The organism is Arachnia propionica, from assembly GCF_003932785.1.
Lineage (GTDB): Bacteria > Actinomycetota > Actinomycetes > Propionibacteriales > Propionibacteriaceae > Arachnia > Arachnia propionica_B.
Genome location: NZ_RQYT01000002.1, coordinates 128285 through 146665, shown reverse-complemented (window position 1 = coordinate 146665; position 18381 = coordinate 128285). Strand labels below are relative to the sequence as shown.

The following is an 18381-nucleotide window of genomic DNA, read 5'->3' as shown; positions in this document are numbered from 1 at the left end:
AGTGGCCACTTGATTCACTTTCGGCAGGTTGCGGGGCGTGTCAATGAGGTTATAGCCTTCTGGGCTGCACCTTGGGGAAAGGGGGGGAATGAGCGGGACGCTGCTTTCACGGCGTTGGGTGGTTCTGATTGCTGTCGCAATCATCACTCTCGGCGCATTGTTCCCCGTGCCCTCCGAGGCCAGAACCGCAACCGGTGGTGTGGGTCGATTCCTCAATTCCATCAACTGGATCGAGTGGATGGACGACACGCCCGGGGCGGCTCCACCCGGGCGAACGATTTCGCCCTCGGGGGAGACGAGAACCGAGACCAGAATCATTGGCGCGTTCCAGGTGCACAACACCTGCACGATCTCGCAGCCCGATTCAGGAACCGGGTACGGGGGCGCCAGGCGAGAAATGCGCGTCTACCGGCCAGGTTCATACCGCCAGGATGGCCTTGATGATCTTTACAACATCGGAGGTGCGGGACGCGCCAACCGCATGTCGTCCGGATTGAGCAACACCACCCCGGGCGCTCTGGTGAGATTCAAGATCTCCTGTGCCTCACGTATCGAGGGGCCGGGTCTGCCCTCAGGCGGAATGGCGGTTCCTCTCGATGGACTTGTTTTCGCTGATGCGGAGTCCAGCAACCGCGCGGGGGCCCGGGTGGGTTCCGTCCAGGCCGAGGCCGCGCCGGCGACGGATTGGTACATCATCGACAGACACCGTGACAGCAACTGCACCCAGCACACGATCGCCGTGCTGGAGGCCGCGCGCGGCGTGGAGCGGCTGCGGTTGGAGCCGAGCAACTCCGCCTGTGCCTCAGGCCCCATGGCAGTAGGCTTCATGAAGATCCCCCCGCAGAACGGGGTGACCTCGGCCGTCATCTCGGTGCAGGGCGAGGGGACCAGTGCTGTCGCCATCGGTGTCGTGCAGAACCTCGATTTCGGTGACGCCCCTGCCAGCTATGGCACCGCAGCGGCCCTGTACCAGCCCACCTGGTCGGGTCCGGCGTTGACCAGAGGATCCACCAATGCCTTCACGACGTCGATGGCTGAGATGGCGGCACCACCGATCATGTTGGGCAGTTCGATCACCCCTGATCTGGCGCCATCGCAGAATCCTGATGGTGGAGACGACGGGTTCGAGCAGCACAACCCGAGGCCGGTCACCCCGGGGTTGCCGGTGGTGGAGAACGTCCTGTGTGCGGGAACGGGATTCGTGCGGGGCTGGATCGACTGGAATTCGAACGGGACCTTCGACGCGGGGGAGGCCTCCGACATCGCCTCCTGCTCGGGTGGAAAGATCGACCTGAGATGGACGGTTCCCGAGGATGCGGTGAGCGCCTATGAGGGCAACAGCAGGCCGGGTGGACCTGCGACGAGCCATCTGCGATTGAGAGCAGCGGCCACGGCGCAGGAATTGACCAGTCCCGTCGGTTTCACGGCGACGGGGGAGGTCGAGGATCACCCCTATGCACTCATGCTCGCGGAACTACGGGTCGGCAAATCCTCCGATGCCTTGGAGGGGCAGAAATTCAGCGGCGATGTCGTCACGTATCGAGTCGAAGGGACCAACATCTCCTTTGACCCGTTCGTGGACAGCTACAAGGCGCATGTCTTCGATGATCTCAGCGGTGTCATCGACGACGCTGATTTCCTTGCCGGGTCGCTCACCACGACAGTGGATGGCGGGAGGGCAACTGACCCGGCTCAATACGATCCGGCGACGCGGATCATCTCGTGGCACGGCACCTTGCCGGCCCGCGGGGCGGTGGTCATCACCTACCAGATGAGGTTGCGCCACGATGGGGATCGCCGCCTGGGAAACATCGCCTGGGGACAACACGGCGGTACCGGTGACCCACAGGCCGGGGTGGACTGCATGCCGCGCAGTGCGTCGGGGTGGGACGAGGACGCCGAGGTCCCGTGCGCCCGGGAGGATCATCGATTGATGAGCCTGGTGAAGAACGTCCAGAGCCAGTATGACGATGAACCCGACTCGGCGGATTCCTGGAATCTCACGGCAACGGGTGATTTCGGTGGCGAGACCAATGACACCACTCGCACGGTGCCGGGGGCCACGGCGGTGGGGGCCCGCAACACGTTCATCATCCCCGCCACAGGTGGCTTCACGTTCTCCGAGCAGGCGGTACCGGGCAAGGGCGTGGGCTACCGGTTGTCCGCAACGCAGTGGGATGAGAACACAGGAGTGGTCACCTACACCAACGTCGACAGCCCTGCCGGGGTCACGTGGAGCAAGACAGATCCGGTGACCGGGGTGGTTCTTGGTGGGTCCAGATGGCGGTTGACCGGGGGGCGGGACCAGCAGGTTCTCGACATCGAGGACTGCGTCGGCCCATCACCGTCCTCCTGCCTCAACCACGATCTCGATCACCGTGAGGGGTACTTCCAGCTGGGATCGGTGGCTTGGGGCAGACATGAGCTCGTCGAGACGACGGCCCCACAGGGGTATCGACCGTTGACGGTGCCGCGACAGGTCACGCTGACCGCTGATGCTGCAGTCGGCCCCCTCGACCTCGGCCCGATCACCAATGAGCGCCTCCCTGGAAGCCTCGTCTGGCGGAAGATCGATGCTGACACGGGCGAGCCCCTCGCGGGAGCTCACTTCGAACTGCGGGGCCCCGGTGGGCAGACCCATGGGGTCGAGGACTGCGTCGCGGATGACGCGTCGGCTTGTGCGGGCAGTGACAAGGATCCCTCGGCAGGAGGATTCAGGGTCGATGGCCTGGCCTGGGGCACCTGGAACCTGCGGGAGACACGGGCGCCACTCGGCTACTTGGTCAGTACCCGTGAGGAGAGTGTGGACATCGACGCCGCCCACCTGAACCACACGATCGACGCCGCGTTCAGCAACATGAAGGCCCCGGTCCCGGTGCTGCCGCTCACCGGTGGTACCGCGGCCGACACCTATCTCATCGGCGGCGGGATCTTCCTCGGGATCGCCGCTGCGCTCCTGACTTCCCGATGGAGGGGCTTCCCTCGTCGGTCATCTCACACAGTGAAGGGAAAACCATGAAGACACGCAGGATCACGGGGGTGCGCCTGCTCGCCGCAGCCGGAGCACTCGCCATGGCGATGCTCAGCTGGGCCGCCCCAGCTCGGGCCGATGAGCCCGGCCCAGGTAACATCAAACCGCCGGTGGGGGGCATGCGGCTCACCCTCCACAAGTGCGTCCAGCCACAGGCACCGGGGGCGCCTGCCACCGGTGCTGAACAGCAGACCGATTGCACCCCCATCGACGGGGTGACCTTCGAGCTCTACAAGGTCACGGGTCTGGATCTCACGACCTCTCAGGGGTGGGATCAGGTGGCCGGCATCCAGGCCCCTGAATCCGGCACGATCATCCCTGGATACGGCACCGAGCTCAGGCAGACCAAGATCACCGAGCGGGGCGGTCTGGCCACGTTCGAAGGACTCGAGATCGGCCTGTACCTGGTGGTCGAGTCGAACACCGGCGCTCCGAACACCGGCGTCGTCCTGGGCAGCCGCCCCTTCCTGGTGACCTTGCCCTACGTCACCAACAACGAGTGGAACTACGACGTCCACGTCTACCCGAAGAACTCCGTCGCGGGAATCGAGAAGACCGTCACCGACGACCCCGCCACGATCGGCTACCTCGGGCAGAACGTCGTCTGGAAGGTGACAACGGACATCCCCCTGAAGGGACAGAACACGCAGGTGGACCGCTACGTCGTCACCGACAACCTTCCGGCGGGCCTGGCCCACGTGAGCACGAGCGTCCAGCTGTCCACCGGCGAACAACTCGAGCTCGGCAGCGATGTCACCTGCACCACCGCTGTGGTCTGCACCTTCAACCCTCCCGGTCTCGCCAAACTCAACGCCAACCCGGGCGCGAAGGTCGTCACGACCATCACCACCAACGTCGATGACGTCGCCCGGGCCACCCGAGGTGTCTTCACCAACACCGCCACCTTCGAGGTCAACGGCAACGTCTCCGTGGAGAGGACGGCCCAGACCACATGGGGCCAGCTCAAGCTCCACAAGTTCGACCCCTCGAACAACAAGGCCCTCAAGGGTGCCCAGTTCAACCTTTGCCTCGAGGCGCACTGCGCCACCGTCGTGACCACCCTGACCACGGATGCGACCGGAGCCGCGACCGTTCCGGCGCTGCGCCCCGGCGTCTACCACCTCGTCGAGACCGCGGCTCCCTCCGGCTACACCCTCGATGCGGCGCCGAAGGAGATCACCATCGTGCCCGGGGAGACGGTCGTCGGCGGTGGCATCACCACCGAGGGAGGCAACACGAACTACAAGCCCGTGCCGAACACCAAGCAGAACATCCCGCAGCTGCCGATGACCGGTGGGGTCGGCCAGGTCGCACTCATCGCCGGAGGGGTCGGCATGTTCGTCGTTGCCCTCGCCGTCGTCGTTGTCGGCCGCCTGTCGTCACGACGCAAGCGTTGATCCACGATGGGGACCGGTTCCGGGGGAGGTGGGCGAGGTTGGCGTCCCAGCCTCGTCACGTGGGCGGCTGCCGCCTGTGTGCTCATCGGGACCGGTCTCCTCAGTTACACCCCCGCGGCATCCTGGCTGCACCAGTACTCCCAGTCACGGCTCATCGAGTCGTACAACCAGCAACTCCTGGCCGAGTCAGCGGCGAACCGAGGTGAGGTCCCGTCTCCCGACGAAGCGTTGGGTGCAGCACGCCGATACAACGAACAGCTGCAGTTCGGCGCACTCGTCGAGGCCAACACCCACGTGCCGACGGGAGCCGGGGATGAGACCGGCAGCGAGTACTGGTCCCTGCTCAACGGACCGGCCGAGATCATGTCACGGATCAGGATTCCTGATGTCGACGTCGATCTGCCGGTGTATCACGGCACCGCGGATCTCACCCTGCTGCGAGGTGCCGGCCATCTCCGAGGGACGTCCCTTCCGGTGGGTGGGGCCTCCAGCCATGCCGTCATCACCGCCCACCGGGGCCTGGCGGAGGCCAGCATGTTCACCGACCTGGATCGGGTCGAGGTCGGTGACAGGTTCACCCTCGAGACCTTCGGCGAGGTGCTGGTGTACGAGGTGCAGCAGACCCAGGTGGTCGCACCCGAGGATTCCCAGGCGCTGCGTGCCCAGGAGGGTCGTGACCTCGTGACGCTGGTGACGTGCACCCCACTCGGCATCAACTCCCATCGAATCCTGGTGACGGGGGAACGCATCCTCCCGACCCCGGAGGAGGACAGGGCCGCCGCGTTGAAGAGCTCCGAGCTGCCCCGATTCCCTTGGTGGGCCCTCCTGTCCATCGGTACCGTGCTCGCCACCATCGGGTTCGTCTGGCGTGCGGGCTACCGCGACGCCCGGCCTGCTGAGTAGGGTGCAGAGGTGACGCACTGGCAGAACCCGTCCCTGCTCGACCGCCTCGATCCGTTACGTGCCACCCACCCGTCACCCGCGGGCGGCCGGAACCGATGCCTGCATCTGACCCCCACGGGGAAGGTCGCGATGGCGGGGGAGCAGCCACACGTCACCGAACTCGCCGACGAGGACCTGGCAGTCGGGGCGATCCTTCTCGGCCGGGTGGGTGAGGATCACTGGTGGGTCCTCACCGATGCTGATCGTGGCGTTGATCCGCGGCATCGCGATGTCGCACCAGAGCTGTGTCAGCTCCTCTTCGCCGGGCTGGCACTCGTCCAGTGGCATGAGGAACACCCCAGCTGCCCCCGGTGCGGCCAGGCCACCGTACCGGAGCGACTCGGCGCCAGCCGGCGGTGTCATTTCTGCGGCACGCAGGTCTTTCCCCGTACCGACCCGGCGGTCATCGTTGCGGTGACCGATGAAGACGACCGGCTGCTGCTCACCCACGCGCCGAGCTGGCCTGAGGCCCGGGTCTCGGTGCAGGCCGGCTTCGTGGAGGCGGGGGAGTCGGCTGAACAGGCCGTGCACCGGGAACTGCTCGAGGAGACAGGGCTCCACGTCAGCGCCGTGACCTATGTCGCATCCCAGCCCTGGCCGTTCCCGCGCTCCCTCATGCTCGGCTTCACCGCCGTCGCGGACGCGCATGACCTCGCCCTTGATCGTCGGGAACTCGACTGGGGGGCCTTCCACACCCGGGAGGAGGTCCGGCGTGCGCTGGAACGAGGGGAGCTCAGTCTTCCCGGCCCCATGTCGTTGGCCCACCAGCTGATTCAGGGCTGGCTGGGCTCAGCCGGGTAGGATGACCGCCCGTGACCACACTGCGTGACCTGCTGAACTCTCGTGTCCTCGTGGCGGACGGTGCCATGGGCACCATGCTGCAGAGCCACGACGACCTCGACCTCGAACGGGACTTCCAAGGACTCGAGGGCTGCAACGAGGTCCTCAACGTCACGCGTCCGGACGTCGTCGCGGCCGTGCACCGTGCCTATCTCGAGGCCGGCTCCGACTGCGTGGAGACCAACACCTTCGGGACCAACCTGGCCGCCCTGGGGGAGTACGACATCGTCCACCGGCTCGAGGAACTCGCGGAGGCGGGGGCCCGGATCGCCCGGGGAGTCGCGGATGAGTTCACCGACAAGCCACGTTTCGTGCTCGGGTCGATGGGGCCGGGTACGAAGCTGCCGACCCTCGGACACGTTGGGTTCGCCCAATTGCGCGACGCGTACGAACGGCAGGTCGCCGCCATGATCCGCGGTGGCATCGACGCCGTCCAGATCGAGACCTGCCAGGACCTCCTGCAGGCCAAGGCCGCCGTGATCGCGGCGAAACGGGCACGGGCCGCGGCCTGTGTCGACCTGCCGATCCTCGTCAACGTGACCGTCGAGACCACCGGTGCCATGCTGCTCGGATCCGAGATCGGCGCCGCACGGGCGAGCCTGGAGGCGCTGGGCGTCGACGTCATCGGCCTGAACTGCGCGACCGGTCCGGCGGAGATGAGTGAACACCTGCGGCACCTGTCCCGGCACGCCTCCTGTGGGATCGGCGCCATGCCGAACGCTGGGCTGCCGGAGCTGACGCCCTCGGGGGCCGTCTACCCGCTGCAGCCGCTGCCCATGGCCGAGGCCGTCGAGACCTTCGTCGCCGAGTACGGGCTGAGCATCGTCGGAGGGTGTTGCGGCACCACCCCGGAGCACATCCGACTGCTCGCCGAGCGGTGCAGTGGCCGTGAGGTGCCCGCGCGCCGGGCCGAGGGTGAGCGTTCTGCATCGTCGCTGTACGTCGAGGTTCCCTTCCATCAGGACCTGGCCTTCCTCAACATCGGGGAACGCACCAACGCGAACGGATCCAAGGCGTTCCGTGAGGCGATGCTGGCCGGGAACTGGGACGAGTGCGTGGAGATCGCCAGGAACCAGGCGAGGGACGGGGCGCACGTGATGGACCTGTGCGTCGACTACGTGGGCCGCGACGGTGTGGCCGACATGACGGAGTTGGCGGGACGTCTCGCCACGGCCGTGACCCTGCCCGTGGTCATCGACTCAACCGAGCCCGAGGTGCTGCGCGCCGGCCTGGAGAAGCTGCCCGGACGCTGCGTCATCAACTCGGTCAACTACGAGGACGGGGATGGGCCCGAATCACGCTTCGGGCGGATCATGCCGCTGGTGGCCGAACACGGCGCAGCCGTCGTGGCGCTGACCATCGACGAGGAGGGCCAGGCCCGCACCGCCGAGTGGAAAGTGCGTGTCGCCTCCCGACTCATCGACGAGCTCACCGGGGTCTGGGGCATGGACGTCGGCGACATCCTCGTCGACTGCCTCACATTCCCCATCGCCACCGGACAGGAGGAGACCCGCCGGGACGGGATCGAGACCATCGAGGCCATCCGGGAGCTGAAGCGCCGCTACCCGCGGGTCCGCACCACGCTGGGGGTCTCCAACGTCTCCTTCGGGCTGAATCCGGCCGCCCGCATGGTGCTGAACTCGGTGTTCCTCCACGAGTGCATCGCAGCAGGTCTGGATTCGGCCATCGTCCACTCCGCGAAGATCCTGCCGATGGAACGCATCCCCGAGGAGCAGCGCCAGGTGGCCCTGGACCTCGTCTGGGACCGCAGGGCGGACGGCTACGATCCGCTGACCCGTTTCCTGGAACTCTTCGAGGGCGTCACCGCCTCGTCCGTCAGGGCGTCGCGGGCCGCGGAGCTCGCCGCGCTACCGCTGACGGAGCGGCTGCGGCGCCGCATCATCGACGGCGAGGCCAAGGGCCTGGCGGCGGACCTGGACGCGGCGCTCGTCGAGAAGCCCGCCCTCGACATCATCAACGAGGATCTGCTCGCCGGGATGAAGGTCGTCGGCGAACTGTTCGGATCGGGCGCCATGCAGTTGCCGTTCGTGCTGCAGTCCGCGGAGGTCATGAAGACCGCCGTCGCGCATCTCGAACCACACATGGACAAGGTGGACGGCGGTTCCGGCAAGGGAACCCTCGTGCTGGCGACGGTGCGTGGCGACGTCCACGACATCGGCAAGAACCTCGTCGACATCATCGTGTCCAACAACGGCTACACCGTCATCAACATCGGCATCAAGCAGCCGATCCAGGCCATCATCGATGCGGCGGAGGAACACGGGGCTGACGCCATCGGCATGTCCGGGCTCCTGGTGAAGTCAACACTGGTGATGAAGGACAACCTGGCGGAGATGAACCGACTCGGTCTCGCCGAGAAGTACCCCGTCCTCCTGGGAGGGGCAGCCCTGACCCGCGCCTTCGTCGAACATGACCTCAACGACATGTTCGACGGTGAGGTCCGCTACGCCCGCGACGCCTTCGAGGGCCTGGCACTCATGGACGCCGTCATGGCGGTCAAGCAGGGCGTACCGGGCGCAGCGCTGCCCGAACCACGCAAACGCCGTTACGCGAAGGTCCACCTCGAGGAAGCGACCGAGATCGACACCCGCGTCTCCGAGGACGTCGCCCGGGGCATCGACGTCCCCACCCCGCCGTTCTGGGGCACCCGCGTCGTCAAGGGAGTGCCGGTGCTGGAGGTCGCGAGATGGCTGGACCGCCGCGCGACCTTCCTGGGGCAGTGGGGACTCAAACCGGGCAAGGACGGTCCCAGCTACGATGAACTCGTCGCGACGGAGGGGGAACCCCGGCTGCGGATGTGGCTGGACCGGATCTCCACCGAGCAGCTGGCGAACTTCTCCGTCGTCTACGGCTACCTTCCCGCCCACTCCGAGGGCAACACCCTCATCCTTGGTTCGGCCGACGATCCCGAGCGGGAGGTGGCACGTTTCGAGTTCCCCCGTCAGCGTCGCGACTCGCGCCTCTGCCTCGCGGACTTCTTCCGAAACGCCGAGGAGGCCGCCGAGCACGGGCCCGACACCTTCGCCATGCAGTTGGTGACGATGGGCTCGGAGGTGGCGCGCGGGGCCCAGCGCCTGTTCGAGGGGAACCACTACCGCGAGTACCTGGAGCTGCACGGCCTCTCGGTGCAACTCACGGAGGCCCTGGCCGAGTACTGGCACCATCGGATCCGCACCGAGCTCGGCTTCGCCGATCAGGAGGGGGGCGTCGAGGCTGCGATCCGGGACCAGGCCTACCGCGGCTCCCGCTACTCCTTCGGGTATCCCGCATGCCCGAACATGGAGGATCGACGGCTCCTCGTCGAGCTCCTCGACCCCGCGAGGATCGGGGTGGAACTGTCGGAGGAGCTCCAGCTCCATCCGGAACAGTCGACCGACGCCCTCGTCGTGCACCATCCGCAGGCCAAGTACTTCAATGCGAACTGAGAACCGATGACTGAGCTGGATCGCCCCAAGGCCGTCCTGTGGGACTTCGACGGCACCCTGGTCGACTCGGAGCCCATGTGGACCGAGCACGAACGCGACATCATGGAACGCTACGGTGTCCGCATGCCCGAGGAGTGGTACCACGACCACTGTGGCCAGCCCGTCGTCCGAACCGCAGGGCTCATGGCGGAGGCCCTCGACGGTGCCATGTCAGCCGAGGAGATCTACGAGGAACTCCATGTGCGGATCTGTTCCCGCTTCGCGGCGGGGGAGATCCCGTGGCTGCCCGGCGCTCGGGAACTGCTGACCGAACTCAACCAGCACGGTGTGCGCTGTGCCCTCGTCACCGCCAGCGCCAAACGCATCATGGAGGTGGTGGCCACCGCGCTGCCCCAGTTCGAGTTCGTCATCGACAGCGACGACGTGAGCCGGACCAAGCCCGACCCGGAGGGCTACCTCCTCGCGATGCAACGTCTCGGGGTGACGCCCGAGGAGGTGCTCATCCTCGAGGACTCCGTCCCCGGCACCGCTGCGGGACTCGCAGCAGGGGCGGCCGTCCTCGCCGTCCCGTCCCTCATCCCCGTCGACCCCGCCCCCCGGCGTGTGATTCGCCACGGTGGGCTCGTCGGGCTGACCTGGGATGACCTCACCGAGATCTGGAGGAGCCAATGGTGAACCTGTCCGGGGTCCGTACCGGCAACCTGGTCGAGGGGGAACGCGTCACCCTCACCGACCCGAAGGGGCGGCGCAAATCCATCGTCCTCAGGGCCGGGGCCGTGTGGCACACCACGAAGGGCGCTGTGAGTCACGATGAACTCATCGGGGGCCCCGAGGGGGTGACGGTGCGTTCGGTCGGTGGAGTGGAGTACCTCGTGCTGCGTCCCGTGCTGAACGAGTTCATGGTCTCCATGCCCCGCGACGCCGCGGTCATCTACCCGAAGGACGCGGCCCAGATCGTCATGTGGACCGACATCTTCCCGGGCGCCAGGGTCCTCGAGGCCGGGGTGGGCTCCGGCGCGCTCTCCCTGGCCCTGCTCCGCGCCATCGGCCCGGAGGGGAGGCTGCACAGCTACGAGCGTCGACAGCAGTTCGCCGACGTGGCCCGCACCAACGTCGAGAACTTCCTCAACGGACCCCACCCGGCCTGGGAACTCACGGTGGGTGACCTCGTCGAGGTGATCGACGACGAACCGATCGACCGGGCCGTGCTCGACATGCTGGCCCCATGGGAGTGCATCGAGGCGGTGGGGGAGCGACTCATCCCCGGCGGGATCATCTGCTGCTACGTCGCGACCGCCACCCAGCTGGGTCGGGTCATGGACACCTTCCGCGCGCACGGCGGGTTCACCGAACCCAAGGCCACCGAGACGCTGGTGCGGGACTGGCACGCGGAGGGGTTGGCCATCCGCCCGGGGCACGGCACCTCCGCGCACACCGGCTTCCTCGTGCACTCCCGTCGGCTGGCCCCCGGCGTGACCGCGCCGGTGCGCAAGCGTCGACCCGCCCCCGGCGCGTACGGCCCCGACTACCAGGGACCGCGTCCGCTCAACATGCCGGAGACCACGTGATGCGGATCCTGGTGGTCGGGGCCGGTCTCGTCGGCTCCTCCCTGGGGCTGGCGCTGGTGCGTGCCGGTCACGAGGTGCTGCTCGAGGATCTCAATCCGTCCCATGCCAGGGTCGCGGCGGGGCTCGGCGCCGGGCAGGTCTACCGAGGAGAGGACGCCCTCGACGTGGTGGTCGTCGCCACCCCGCCGGCGAGCGTCGCGGATGTCGTCATCCACTGCCTGGCACGATTCCCGGAGGCGGTGGTCACCGACGTCGGTTCGGTCAAGGCGTCCATCATCGACGCCGTCGCCGAGGGCTCCGAGCACGCGAGCCGGTACGTGCCGAGCCACCCGATGGCGGGTTCCCAGTTCAGCGGCCCCCTCACCGCCACGGCGGCCCTGTTCGAGGGCCGGACCTGGGTCATCACCGCCCAGGCGGGGAACACCGACGAGGCGGTCGAGACCATCCGCGGTCTGGCCCGCTCCGTCGGGGCCCGACTGGTCGAACTCGACGCGGCCTGCCACGACGAGGCGGTCGCCCAGGTCAGCCACGTTCCCCACCTCATGAGCATCCTCACGGCCTCGCACCTGAGGGGGGTGCCGGGGGAGAACCTGCAGCTGGCCGGGCAGGGGATCCGGGACGTCACCCGCATCGCCGGGTCGGATCCCGCCCTGTGGCGGCAGATCATCACCACCAACGCCGAAGCCATTCGCAAGGAGCTGACGGAGGTGGCCGGGGACCTGGCCTACCTCATCGGGGTGCTGGACCAGGGGGAGCCCTTGGAGGCCTTCCTCCGGCTCGGGCAGCACGGGGCACAGGCGCTGCGCGGCAAGCACGGGCAGGAGCCCCTCGATCTGGCCGTCGTCACCGTCGAGATCCCCGACGAGCCCCGGGCGCTCACCCGGTTGTTCAACGACGTCGGCGATTTCGGGTTCAACGTCGAGGACTTCGAACTCACCCACGACACAGTGCGCGAGGTCGGTTACCTCTCCATCTCGGTGGAGCGCCCCCAGGCGGAGCGGTTCCGGGCAGACTTGGAGGAGCGGGGCTGGCGGGCCTGGCTGGATCGGGAAGGACTGTGATGGGACTCATCATCGCGCTGGACGGCCCCAGCGGCGTCGGGAAGTCGTCGACCGCGAAGCTGCTGGCTCGCCGTCTCGATCTTGCCCATCTCGACACCGGCGCCATGTACCGGGCCGTGGCCTGCGAGTTCCTGCGGCAGGGTCTCGAGGCGAGCGACACCGTTGGGATCGTCGACCTGACGCTGCGGGCGAAGCTGCACATCTCGACCGACCCCGACGCCCCGCGGGTGGAGATCAACGGCCACGACGTCACGTCCGCGATCCGTGAACCCCGGGTGTCCGCGGTGGTCTCCATCGTGGCGACCGTGCCCGAGGTGCGCGCGAATCTGATCTCACGGATGCGGGAGATCATCGCGACCCATCACCGCCGGATCGTGGTGGAGGGCCGGGACATCACCACCGTCGTCGCCCCCGACGCGGAGGTGCGGGTCCTGCTGACGGCCGACCCCGAGGCGCGGGTGGCACGTCGTGCGGCGGAACTCGACGGGGTCGACCACACCACGGTCTCGGACTCCATCCTGCGCCGGGACCGGGACGATGCCACCGTGTCCAACTTCACGGTGGCGGCCGACGGCGTCGTCACCATCGACTCGACGAACCTCAGCCTCGAGGAGGTCGTCGAGGCGGTGCTGAAGTTGGTGGGCCGCCGTGCCTGAGCCGCTCGACGTTCTCGTGTTCTACGTTCCAGTCGCCGACACCGACCGCGTCCTGGCGGCACTGTTCGCCGTTGGCGCCGGGGCGATCGGGGAGTACGACTCGTGTGCCTTCATCAGCACCGGCACCGGACAGTTCCGTCCCCTCGCCGGCGCGCGCCCGGCCATCGGCGAGGTGGGGGAGGTCACCCACGTGCAGGAGAACCGGGTGGAGCTCACCTTCCCCCGCCGGTTGCGCAGGACGGTGATCGAGGCGCTGCGCAGTGCCCACCCGTACGAGGAACCGGCCTTCCACGTCCTGACCAATCAGGTGGATCCAGAAGGTTCGTGACGAAGGATGTCGCCCGGCTGGCACTCGAGGACGCGACAGATCGCCTCGAGGGTGGAGAACCGGATGGCCCTGGCGCGACCGTTCTTGAGCACCGCGACGTTGGCCGGAGAGATGCCGACCGCGGCCGCGAACTCCCCGACGCTGAGTTTCCGTTGAGCGAGCAATACGTCCAGGTCGACTCGGATCGGCATCAGATCACCTCCGAGAGTTCGGAGCGCAGGGCGGTGGCGTCACGCAGCAGCCCACGCAGCACCAGCATGAGAAGGATGAATCCGGGTCCGAGCAGCAGCGAACCCGCGGTCACGAGGAGAACCGGTGGTCCGCCGATACCCAACCACGCCAGATGCAGTGCGCCCCCGAGAGCCAGCAGCATCGCGGCAGTGGCGGACCCGATGATGAGGTCCACCCATCCGACAGCCTGCGGCGTGAAGGTGTCCCGGCGGGCAACGAAACCCAGGAGCACCCAGACCGCCAGGGCCGCGGGGAGGAAGCAGGCCAGCACCAGATCGGTGATGAGGATGTAGGGCCACTGGAGGTGGGAGACCTCCGGGTACATGGCCACGACCTCCGAGGCCACCAGCGGGACCAGCAGGCTCTGGACTGCGATCACTGCCAGGACGAGGAGGAGCAGCACGACGCGCAGGGCGACGATGATGAAGCGAGACATGCATCGATTATCGCTCGATATCTCTCGAGCATCAATCGATTGGGCGCGCTGGCTCACGGTGCCAGCCGCGGGGTCCGGTAAGATGACGCGCTGATTCTCGAGGCAGGAGGGCCCATGGGCGAGGAGTCCACGATCAAGCCGGTGGTGGCCGTGGTGGGTCGACCCAACGTCGGCAAGTCCACCCTGGTCAACCGCATCCTCGGACGCCGTGAGGCCGTGGTCCAGGACGTTCCCGGGGTCACCCGGGATCGTGTCTCCTACGACGCGAACTGGAACGGCCGTGAGTTCGTGCTGGTCGACACCGGCGGCTGGGTCTCCGACGCCAAGGGCATGGCGCAGCAGATCGCGGAGCAGGCCGAGTTGGCGATCTCCATGGCCGACGCCGTGCTCTTCGTCGTCGACGCCACCGTCGGCACCCTCGACGAGGACGAGGCCGTGGTCAAGGTGCTCAGACGTTCGAGGAAGCCGGTCATCCTGGCGGCCAACAAGGTGGACGATCAGCGTCATGAGGCGATGGCGGCCACGATGTGGAACCTCGGTCTCGGTGAGCCCCACCCGGTCTCGGCCATGCACGGCCGCGGCTCCGGGGATCTCCTCGACGCAATCCTCGACGCCCTGCCGGATGCCCCGCCGGAGCGGTTCGAGGAGATCGGCGGCCCCCGTCGGGTGGCGATCGTCGGGAAACCCAACGTCGGGAAGTCCTCCCTGCTCAACAAACTCGCCAACCAACAACGCGTCGTCGTCTCCGACGTCTCCGGCACCACCGTCGATCCGGTGGACGAGATCGTCGAGGTCGGGGGACAGGTCTACCGGCTCATCGACACCGCAGGCATCCGGCGTCGGGTCAAGGAGGCCTCCGGCCACGAGTACTACGCGAGCCTGCGCACCCAGACCGCCATCGAACGGGCCGAGGTCTGTGTCGTCGTCATCGACGCCTCCGAGCCGTTGACGGACCAGGACCTCAGGATTCTCGGCAACGTGGAGGAGACCGGCCGCGCCCTGGTCATCGCCTTCAACAAGTGGGATCTCACCGACGAGGAGCGCCGCCGCTACCTGGAGCGGGAGATCGAACGTGATTTGGTCGCGTTCTCCTGGGCCCCGACCGTGAACATCTCGGCCCTCACCGGGCGCAACGTGGACAAGCTCAGTCGCGCCATCGAGGCGGCGGCCGCTGGATGGGAGACCCGGATCTCGACGGGCAGGCTCAACGCCTTCCTCGGCCGTCTGGCCGCCGCGCATCCCCACCCTGTCCGGGGCGGGAAGCAGCCGCGCATCCTCTTCGGGACCCAGGCGCAGAACTGTCCGCCCACCTTCGCCCTGTTCACCAGCGGCCAGTTCGACCAGACCTACGTCCGGTTCATTGAACGACGTCTACGCGAGGACTTCGGATTCGTCGGTTCACCCGTCCACATCGAGATCCGGGCCCGGGAGAAGCACAGGAACCGTTCCTGAGCTCGTCACTCACCCGTCGCCACGGGACGCGACGGATCGGTGATCCAGTCGCTCCAGGACCCGGCGTAGACCGCCGGGGTGGGGAGTCCCGCGACGGTGGCTGCCAGGGCGACGTGTGCGGCCTGGATGCCCGAACCGCAGTAGACCCCGACCCGATTCGCGACGGCCCCGGCCGCTTCGAACCGGTGCCGCAAAACGTCGGGCGCGAGGAGGCGACCCGAGGAGTCGACGAGTTCCAGCGCGGGCAGCGAGCGGGCCCCGGGGATGTGCCCCGCGATGGGATCGATGGTCTCGTCCTCCCCGCGGAACCGGTTGGCGGGTCGGGCGTCGAGCAGAACCCCTCCAGCGGCGAGGTGGGCCGCGCCCTCGGCGTCGATGGCCTCGACGTCGGTGCGAGCGGGCGTGAAGTCGCCGGGGGAGACCTCTTCGCCGCCGGTGGCGACCGGGGACGAGGACTCCTGCCATGCCCGCCAGCCCCCGTCGAGCACCCGGACGTGTCGGTGTCCGTGGAGTCGCAGCAGCCACCAGGCCCGGGCGGCTGCGATGGAGAACCAGTCGTCGTAGATCACCACCGGCCGGTCATTGCTCACTCCGGCCCGTCGCATCGCCTCCTGGAAGTCCTGGGCATCCGGCAGCGGGTGACGTCCGCCCGGTCCGACCGCTGGGGAGGCCAGTTCGTCGTCCATGTCCACGAAGACGGCCCCGGGGATGTGACCCGCCAGATACGCCTCGCGCCCTCCGCTGCTTCCGGGACCGGAGTAGCGGACATCGAGGACCGTGGTCCCACCCGTGGCGAGGAGGGCGTGCAACTCTGGGATGGCAATGAGGGCAACTGTCATGTGTCAACTTTGTCACACCCCCAACCGAGCCCTAGCATCGCTCGCCATGGGGGAGTCCTTCAACCGAAACGCCGACAGGGGCGTGTATGTCCGGCGGCGACTCGTGGTCGCAGCCGGGGCGGTGGCGGTCGTTGGGGGAGGGGTCGCGCTGGCGCAGCGGATCATCACCTCCCGGTGGAACGCCGACACGGGCGCCGCCGCCCCTGCCCCAGCGGATGACCAGGGGTGCCGAACGCCGGGGCCGCTCGACAGGTTCGCCACGGTGGGCGGCGCCGCCCTCGGCTATGAGAGCGAGGGCGTCCTGGTGTCGATGCAGGCAGAACCCCGTTTCGTCGAGTGGCTGGACGCCTGGGCCGAGGGCTGGGCCGAGGCGAGCGGATTCGGCGGGGTGAGGGAGGTCTGGAGTTACGGCGCCTTCACCGACAAGTGCCGTTCCTACCATCAGCTCGGACGTGCCTTCGACATCGGGCGGATCATTCACGACAACGGAGAGGTGTCGTGCCGCCACGACGTGTGGAGCCCCGGTTCCGCGGATCAGCTGCGGAACTACTGGCGACTGGCCGCCTCGCTGCACGCCCGCTTCGCCCACACCCTGACCTATCTCTACGACGGCGCCCACGACAACCACATCCACGTCGACAACTCCGTGAACGGCTACGAACCGACTGTGTTCACATCCGATTCCCGGGTGCAGGTCCAACTGGTCCAGGCCAGCCTCCAGCACGTCCACGGAGCACAGGTCGAGATCACGGGACAGTGGGACGACCAGACCCGCACCGCGTTGAGGGCGGTGCAGAAGTCCCTCGGTATCACCCGGCCCCTCGCCGACCGGGAGGGGTGGCAGGAGTACCTCCGCGCGACCGTCGCCGGCTGAGCCTCGGGCCCCCACCCGGAGCCATTCGCTCTTCAAACGGCCTTGAGTACAAATGAATGTTTGTGTTAACGTGGGGCCCCGAACAGGAGGTGCCGCATGGCCGCAGTGGAGATGGATCTGGCCTTCCGTGCTCTGGCGGACGGCAACCGCCGGGCCATCCTCAGGGTGATCCGTGGGGGCCCTCAACCGGTGGGAGCCGTCGCGGAGGCCGTCGGCCTGTCCCAACAGACCACGTCCCATCATCTGCGCACCCTCCACAGGGCGGGCCTGGCCAGCGTCACCGCGGACCACACGCGTCGGCTGTACGCGCTCAACACCGACGGTTTGGCTGCCGTCCGTTCCTATCTGGCTGATTTCTGGCCGGACCGGTTGGCCACACTCAAGTCCGTGATCGAACAACGGGAGGAGGTCGAACGTGGCTGAGTTCCGGGACTCCATCGAGATCGCGGCCACCCCCGAAACGGTGTTCGAGTACCTCACCACGAACGAGGGCGTGACCGCGTGGCTCGGACAGTACGCCGATCTCGACCCCAGGCCCGGGGGAGGGTTCACCGTCGATGTTGCGGGCTACCCCGTCCGGGGCGAGTTCCTGGTTGTCGAGACTTCCCGACGCGTCGTCGTCTCATGGGGATTCGCCGGCAACGACCACCTGCCCGCTGGAGCCTCCCGGGTCGAGTTCGTCCTGACCCCCGTCGGGACGGGAACCCGAGTCGATCTCCACCACTTCGACCTGCCGGACACTGAGGTGCCCGGACATGCACACGGGTGGGGACACTTCCTTCCACGCCTCGAGATCGCTGCTGAAGGGGGCGCCCCCGGGGCAGATGACTGGCAGCCTCTCGGCGAGAAACCAGCTGCCCCGCCACGGACCCCGAACAGAGAGGAGAGCCGACCATGACCGCCCTTGACATCGTGAAGAGTTACCACCATGCATGGACGTCGGGGGACATCGACGCCGCGATGACCCACGTCGCCGATGACATCTCGTGCCGCGCCCCGGGAGGCGACATCGAGGGCAAGACCGCCTACCGGGAGTACATCGCGGCATTCGCGCCCAGGGTGATCGAGGTCGGCGAGATCGCGGAGTTCGCCGCAGGGGATCGCGTCGCCCTGTTCCACCACCCCCGCACCGAGGCGAGCCGGGATGCCCCTGCTGCCGAATGCTTCACCGTGCGTGACGGCAGGATCGTCGAGAACGTCCTGATCTTCGACCGGTTGTCCTACAGGCCCGCCGGGCAGGGCTGATCCGTGGCGGAGGGGACAGCGGCCCAGGCGACACT

At 67.7% G+C, this 18381-nt stretch carries 18 protein-coding genes; 15 read left to right on the top strand and 3 right to left on the bottom strand.

The window, feature by feature from the left end:
- The first annotated feature begins 88 nt into the window (after positions 1 to 88).
- From EII35_RS02000 to EII35_RS01960, 10 genes are read left to right on the top strand one after another with little or no spacing between them, the layout of a single operon-like run.
- Positions 89 to 3019 (top strand): CshA/CshB family fibrillar adhesin-related protein, encoded by a 2931-nt coding sequence (locus tag EII35_RS02000; protein ID WP_260464979.1) that lies wholly within the window; start codon positions 89 to 91, stop codon positions 3017 to 3019.
- Positions 3016 to 4428: a SpaH/EbpB family LPXTG-anchored major pilin gene (locus EII35_RS01995; protein ID WP_185744113.1), complete on the top strand. Its 1413-nt coding sequence runs from the start codon at positions 3016 to 3018 to the stop codon at positions 4426 to 4428. Before EII35_RS02000 ends, EII35_RS01995 begins: the two co-directional genes overlap by 4 nt.
- 6 nt (positions 4429 to 4434) lie before the next feature.
- Positions 4435 to 5331 (top strand): class C sortase, encoded by an 897-nt coding sequence (locus EII35_RS01990; protein WP_125226783.1) that lies wholly within the window; start codon positions 4435 to 4437, stop codon positions 5329 to 5331.
- A 9-nt stretch (positions 5332 to 5340) separates the two neighbouring features.
- Positions 5341 to 6171 carry an NAD(+) diphosphatase gene (gene nudC / locus EII35_RS01985; RefSeq protein ID WP_125226782.1) on the top strand — a complete coding sequence of 277 codons (831 nt, stop codon included), beginning with the start codon at positions 5341 to 5343 and terminating at the stop codon, positions 6169 to 6171.
- 11 nt (positions 6172 to 6182) lie between these two features.
- Positions 6183 to 9656: a methionine synthase gene (gene metH, locus EII35_RS01980; protein WP_125226781.1), complete on the top strand. Its 3474-nt coding sequence runs from the start codon at positions 6183 to 6185 to the stop codon at positions 9654 to 9656.
- 6 nt (positions 9657 to 9662) lie between these two features.
- The gene (locus tag EII35_RS15755; RefSeq protein ID WP_185744112.1) at positions 9663 to 10331 is read left to right on the top strand and encodes an HAD family hydrolase; all 669 of its coding nucleotides are present in this window, start codon (positions 9663 to 9665) and stop codon (positions 10329 to 10331) included.
- Positions 10325 to 11224 (top strand): tRNA (adenine-N1)-methyltransferase, encoded by a 900-nt coding sequence (locus EII35_RS15750; RefSeq protein ID WP_185744111.1) that lies wholly within the window; start codon positions 10325 to 10327, stop codon positions 11222 to 11224. The genes EII35_RS15755 and EII35_RS15750 overlap by 7 nt, the downstream gene beginning before the upstream one ends.
- Positions 11224 to 12285, top strand: coding sequence for a prephenate dehydrogenase (locus tag EII35_RS01970; RefSeq protein WP_125226824.1), 1062 nt, complete (start codon positions 11224 to 11226; stop codon positions 12283 to 12285). The genes EII35_RS15750 and EII35_RS01970 overlap by 1 nt, the downstream gene beginning before the upstream one ends.
- On the top strand, positions 12285 to 12941 hold the full coding sequence (gene cmk, locus EII35_RS01965; protein ID WP_125226780.1) for a (d)CMP kinase: 657 nt from the start codon (positions 12285 to 12287) through the stop codon (positions 12939 to 12941). Before EII35_RS01970 ends, cmk begins: the two co-directional genes overlap by 1 nt.
- Complete coding sequence (locus tag EII35_RS01960; RefSeq protein WP_125226779.1) at positions 12934 to 13269, top strand: YqfO family protein; 336 nt, start codon at positions 12934 to 12936, stop codon at positions 13267 to 13269. Before cmk ends, EII35_RS01960 begins: the two co-directional genes overlap by 8 nt.
- On the opposite strand, the gene EII35_RS01955 is transcribed toward EII35_RS01960, so the two are convergent.
- Positions 13245 to 13460, bottom strand: a complete 216-nt coding sequence (locus EII35_RS01955) for a helix-turn-helix domain-containing protein (protein WP_125226778.1) — start codon at positions 13458 to 13460, stop codon at positions 13245 to 13247. The two genes, EII35_RS01960 and EII35_RS01955, sit on opposite strands and share 25 nt — an antisense overlap.
- A complete protein-coding gene (locus EII35_RS01950; protein WP_125226777.1) occupies positions 13460 to 13936 on the bottom strand; it encodes a DUF2975 domain-containing protein in 477 nt (158 codons plus the stop codon). The genes EII35_RS01955 and EII35_RS01950 overlap by 1 nt, the downstream gene beginning before the upstream one ends.
- Positions 13937 to 14050: 114 nt before the next feature.
- On the opposite strand from EII35_RS01950, the gene der reads away from it, so the two are divergent.
- Entirely contained in the window at positions 14051 to 15388 is a 1338-nt protein-coding gene (gene der, locus EII35_RS01945) for a ribosome biogenesis GTPase Der (RefSeq protein WP_125226776.1), read from the top strand.
- A 5-nt stretch (positions 15389 to 15393) separates the two neighbouring features.
- Here der and EII35_RS01940 read toward each other — a convergent pair whose 3' ends face one another.
- A complete protein-coding gene (locus tag EII35_RS01940) occupies positions 15394 to 16227 on the bottom strand; it encodes a sulfurtransferase (RefSeq protein ID WP_125226775.1) in 834 nt (277 codons plus the stop codon).
- A 46-nt stretch (positions 16228 to 16273) separates the two neighbouring features.
- Between EII35_RS01940 and EII35_RS01935 the strand changes: the two genes are divergently transcribed.
- From EII35_RS01935 to EII35_RS01920, 4 genes are all read left to right on the top strand, one after another.
- Positions 16274 to 17101: a hypothetical protein gene (locus EII35_RS01935; protein WP_125226774.1), complete on the top strand. Its 828-nt coding sequence runs from the start codon at positions 16274 to 16276 to the stop codon at positions 17099 to 17101.
- A gap of 96 nt (positions 17102 to 17197) precedes the next feature.
- Positions 17198 to 17524: an ArsR/SmtB family transcription factor gene (locus EII35_RS01930; protein ID WP_125226773.1), complete on the top strand. Its 327-nt coding sequence runs from the start codon at positions 17198 to 17200 to the stop codon at positions 17522 to 17524.
- Positions 17517 to 17999, top strand: coding sequence for an SRPBCC family protein (locus EII35_RS01925; protein WP_125226772.1), 483 nt, complete (start codon positions 17517 to 17519; stop codon positions 17997 to 17999). Before EII35_RS01930 ends, EII35_RS01925 begins: the two co-directional genes overlap by 8 nt.
- Positions 17996 to 18346 carry a nuclear transport factor 2 family protein gene (locus tag EII35_RS01920; RefSeq protein ID WP_125226771.1) on the top strand — a complete coding sequence of 117 codons (351 nt, stop codon included), beginning with the start codon at positions 17996 to 17998 and terminating at the stop codon, positions 18344 to 18346. The genes EII35_RS01925 and EII35_RS01920 overlap by 4 nt, the downstream gene beginning before the upstream one ends.
- The last annotated feature ends 35 nt before the right edge of the window (positions 18347 to 18381 follow it).

Coding starts and splice junctions, on each gene's coding strand:
- EII35_RS02000 (WP_260464979.1), top strand. CDS start 89: ATGAGCGGGACGCTGCTTTCACGGCGTTGGGTGGTTCTGATTGCTGTC.
- EII35_RS01995 (WP_185744113.1), top strand. CDS start 3,016: ATGAAGACACGCAGGATCACGGGGGTGCGCCTGCTCGCCGCAGCCGGA.
- EII35_RS01990 (WP_125226783.1), top strand. CDS start 4,435: ATGGGGACCGGTTCCGGGGGAGGTGGGCGAGGTTGGCGTCCCAGCCTC.
- EII35_RS15755 (WP_185744112.1), top strand. CDS start 9,663: ATGACTGAGCTGGATCGCCCCAAGGCCGTCCTGTGGGACTTCGACGGC.
- EII35_RS15750 (WP_185744111.1), top strand. CDS start 10,325: ATGGTGAACCTGTCCGGGGTCCGTACCGGCAACCTGGTCGAGGGGGAA.
- EII35_RS01970 (WP_125226824.1), top strand. CDS start 11,224: ATGCGGATCCTGGTGGTCGGGGCCGGTCTCGTCGGCTCCTCCCTGGGG.
- cmk (WP_125226780.1), top strand. CDS start 12,285: ATGGGACTCATCATCGCGCTGGACGGCCCCAGCGGCGTCGGGAAGTCG.
- EII35_RS01955 (WP_125226778.1), bottom strand. CDS start 13,460: ATGCCGATCCGAGTCGACCTGGACGTATTGCTCGCTCAACGGAAACTC.
- EII35_RS01950 (WP_125226777.1), bottom strand. CDS start 13,936: ATGTCTCGCTTCATCATCGTCGCCCTGCGCGTCGTGCTGCTCCTCCTC.
- der (WP_125226776.1), top strand. CDS start 14,051: ATGGGCGAGGAGTCCACGATCAAGCCGGTGGTGGCCGTGGTGGGTCGA.
- EII35_RS01940 (WP_125226775.1), bottom strand. CDS start 16,227: ATGACAGTTGCCCTCATTGCCATCCCAGAGTTGCACGCCCTCCTCGCC.
- EII35_RS01935 (WP_125226774.1), top strand. CDS start 16,274: ATGGGGGAGTCCTTCAACCGAAACGCCGACAGGGGCGTGTATGTCCGG.
- EII35_RS01930 (WP_125226773.1), top strand. CDS start 17,198: ATGGCCGCAGTGGAGATGGATCTGGCCTTCCGTGCTCTGGCGGACGGC.
- EII35_RS01920 (WP_125226771.1), top strand. CDS start 17,996: ATGACCGCCCTTGACATCGTGAAGAGTTACCACCATGCATGGACGTCG.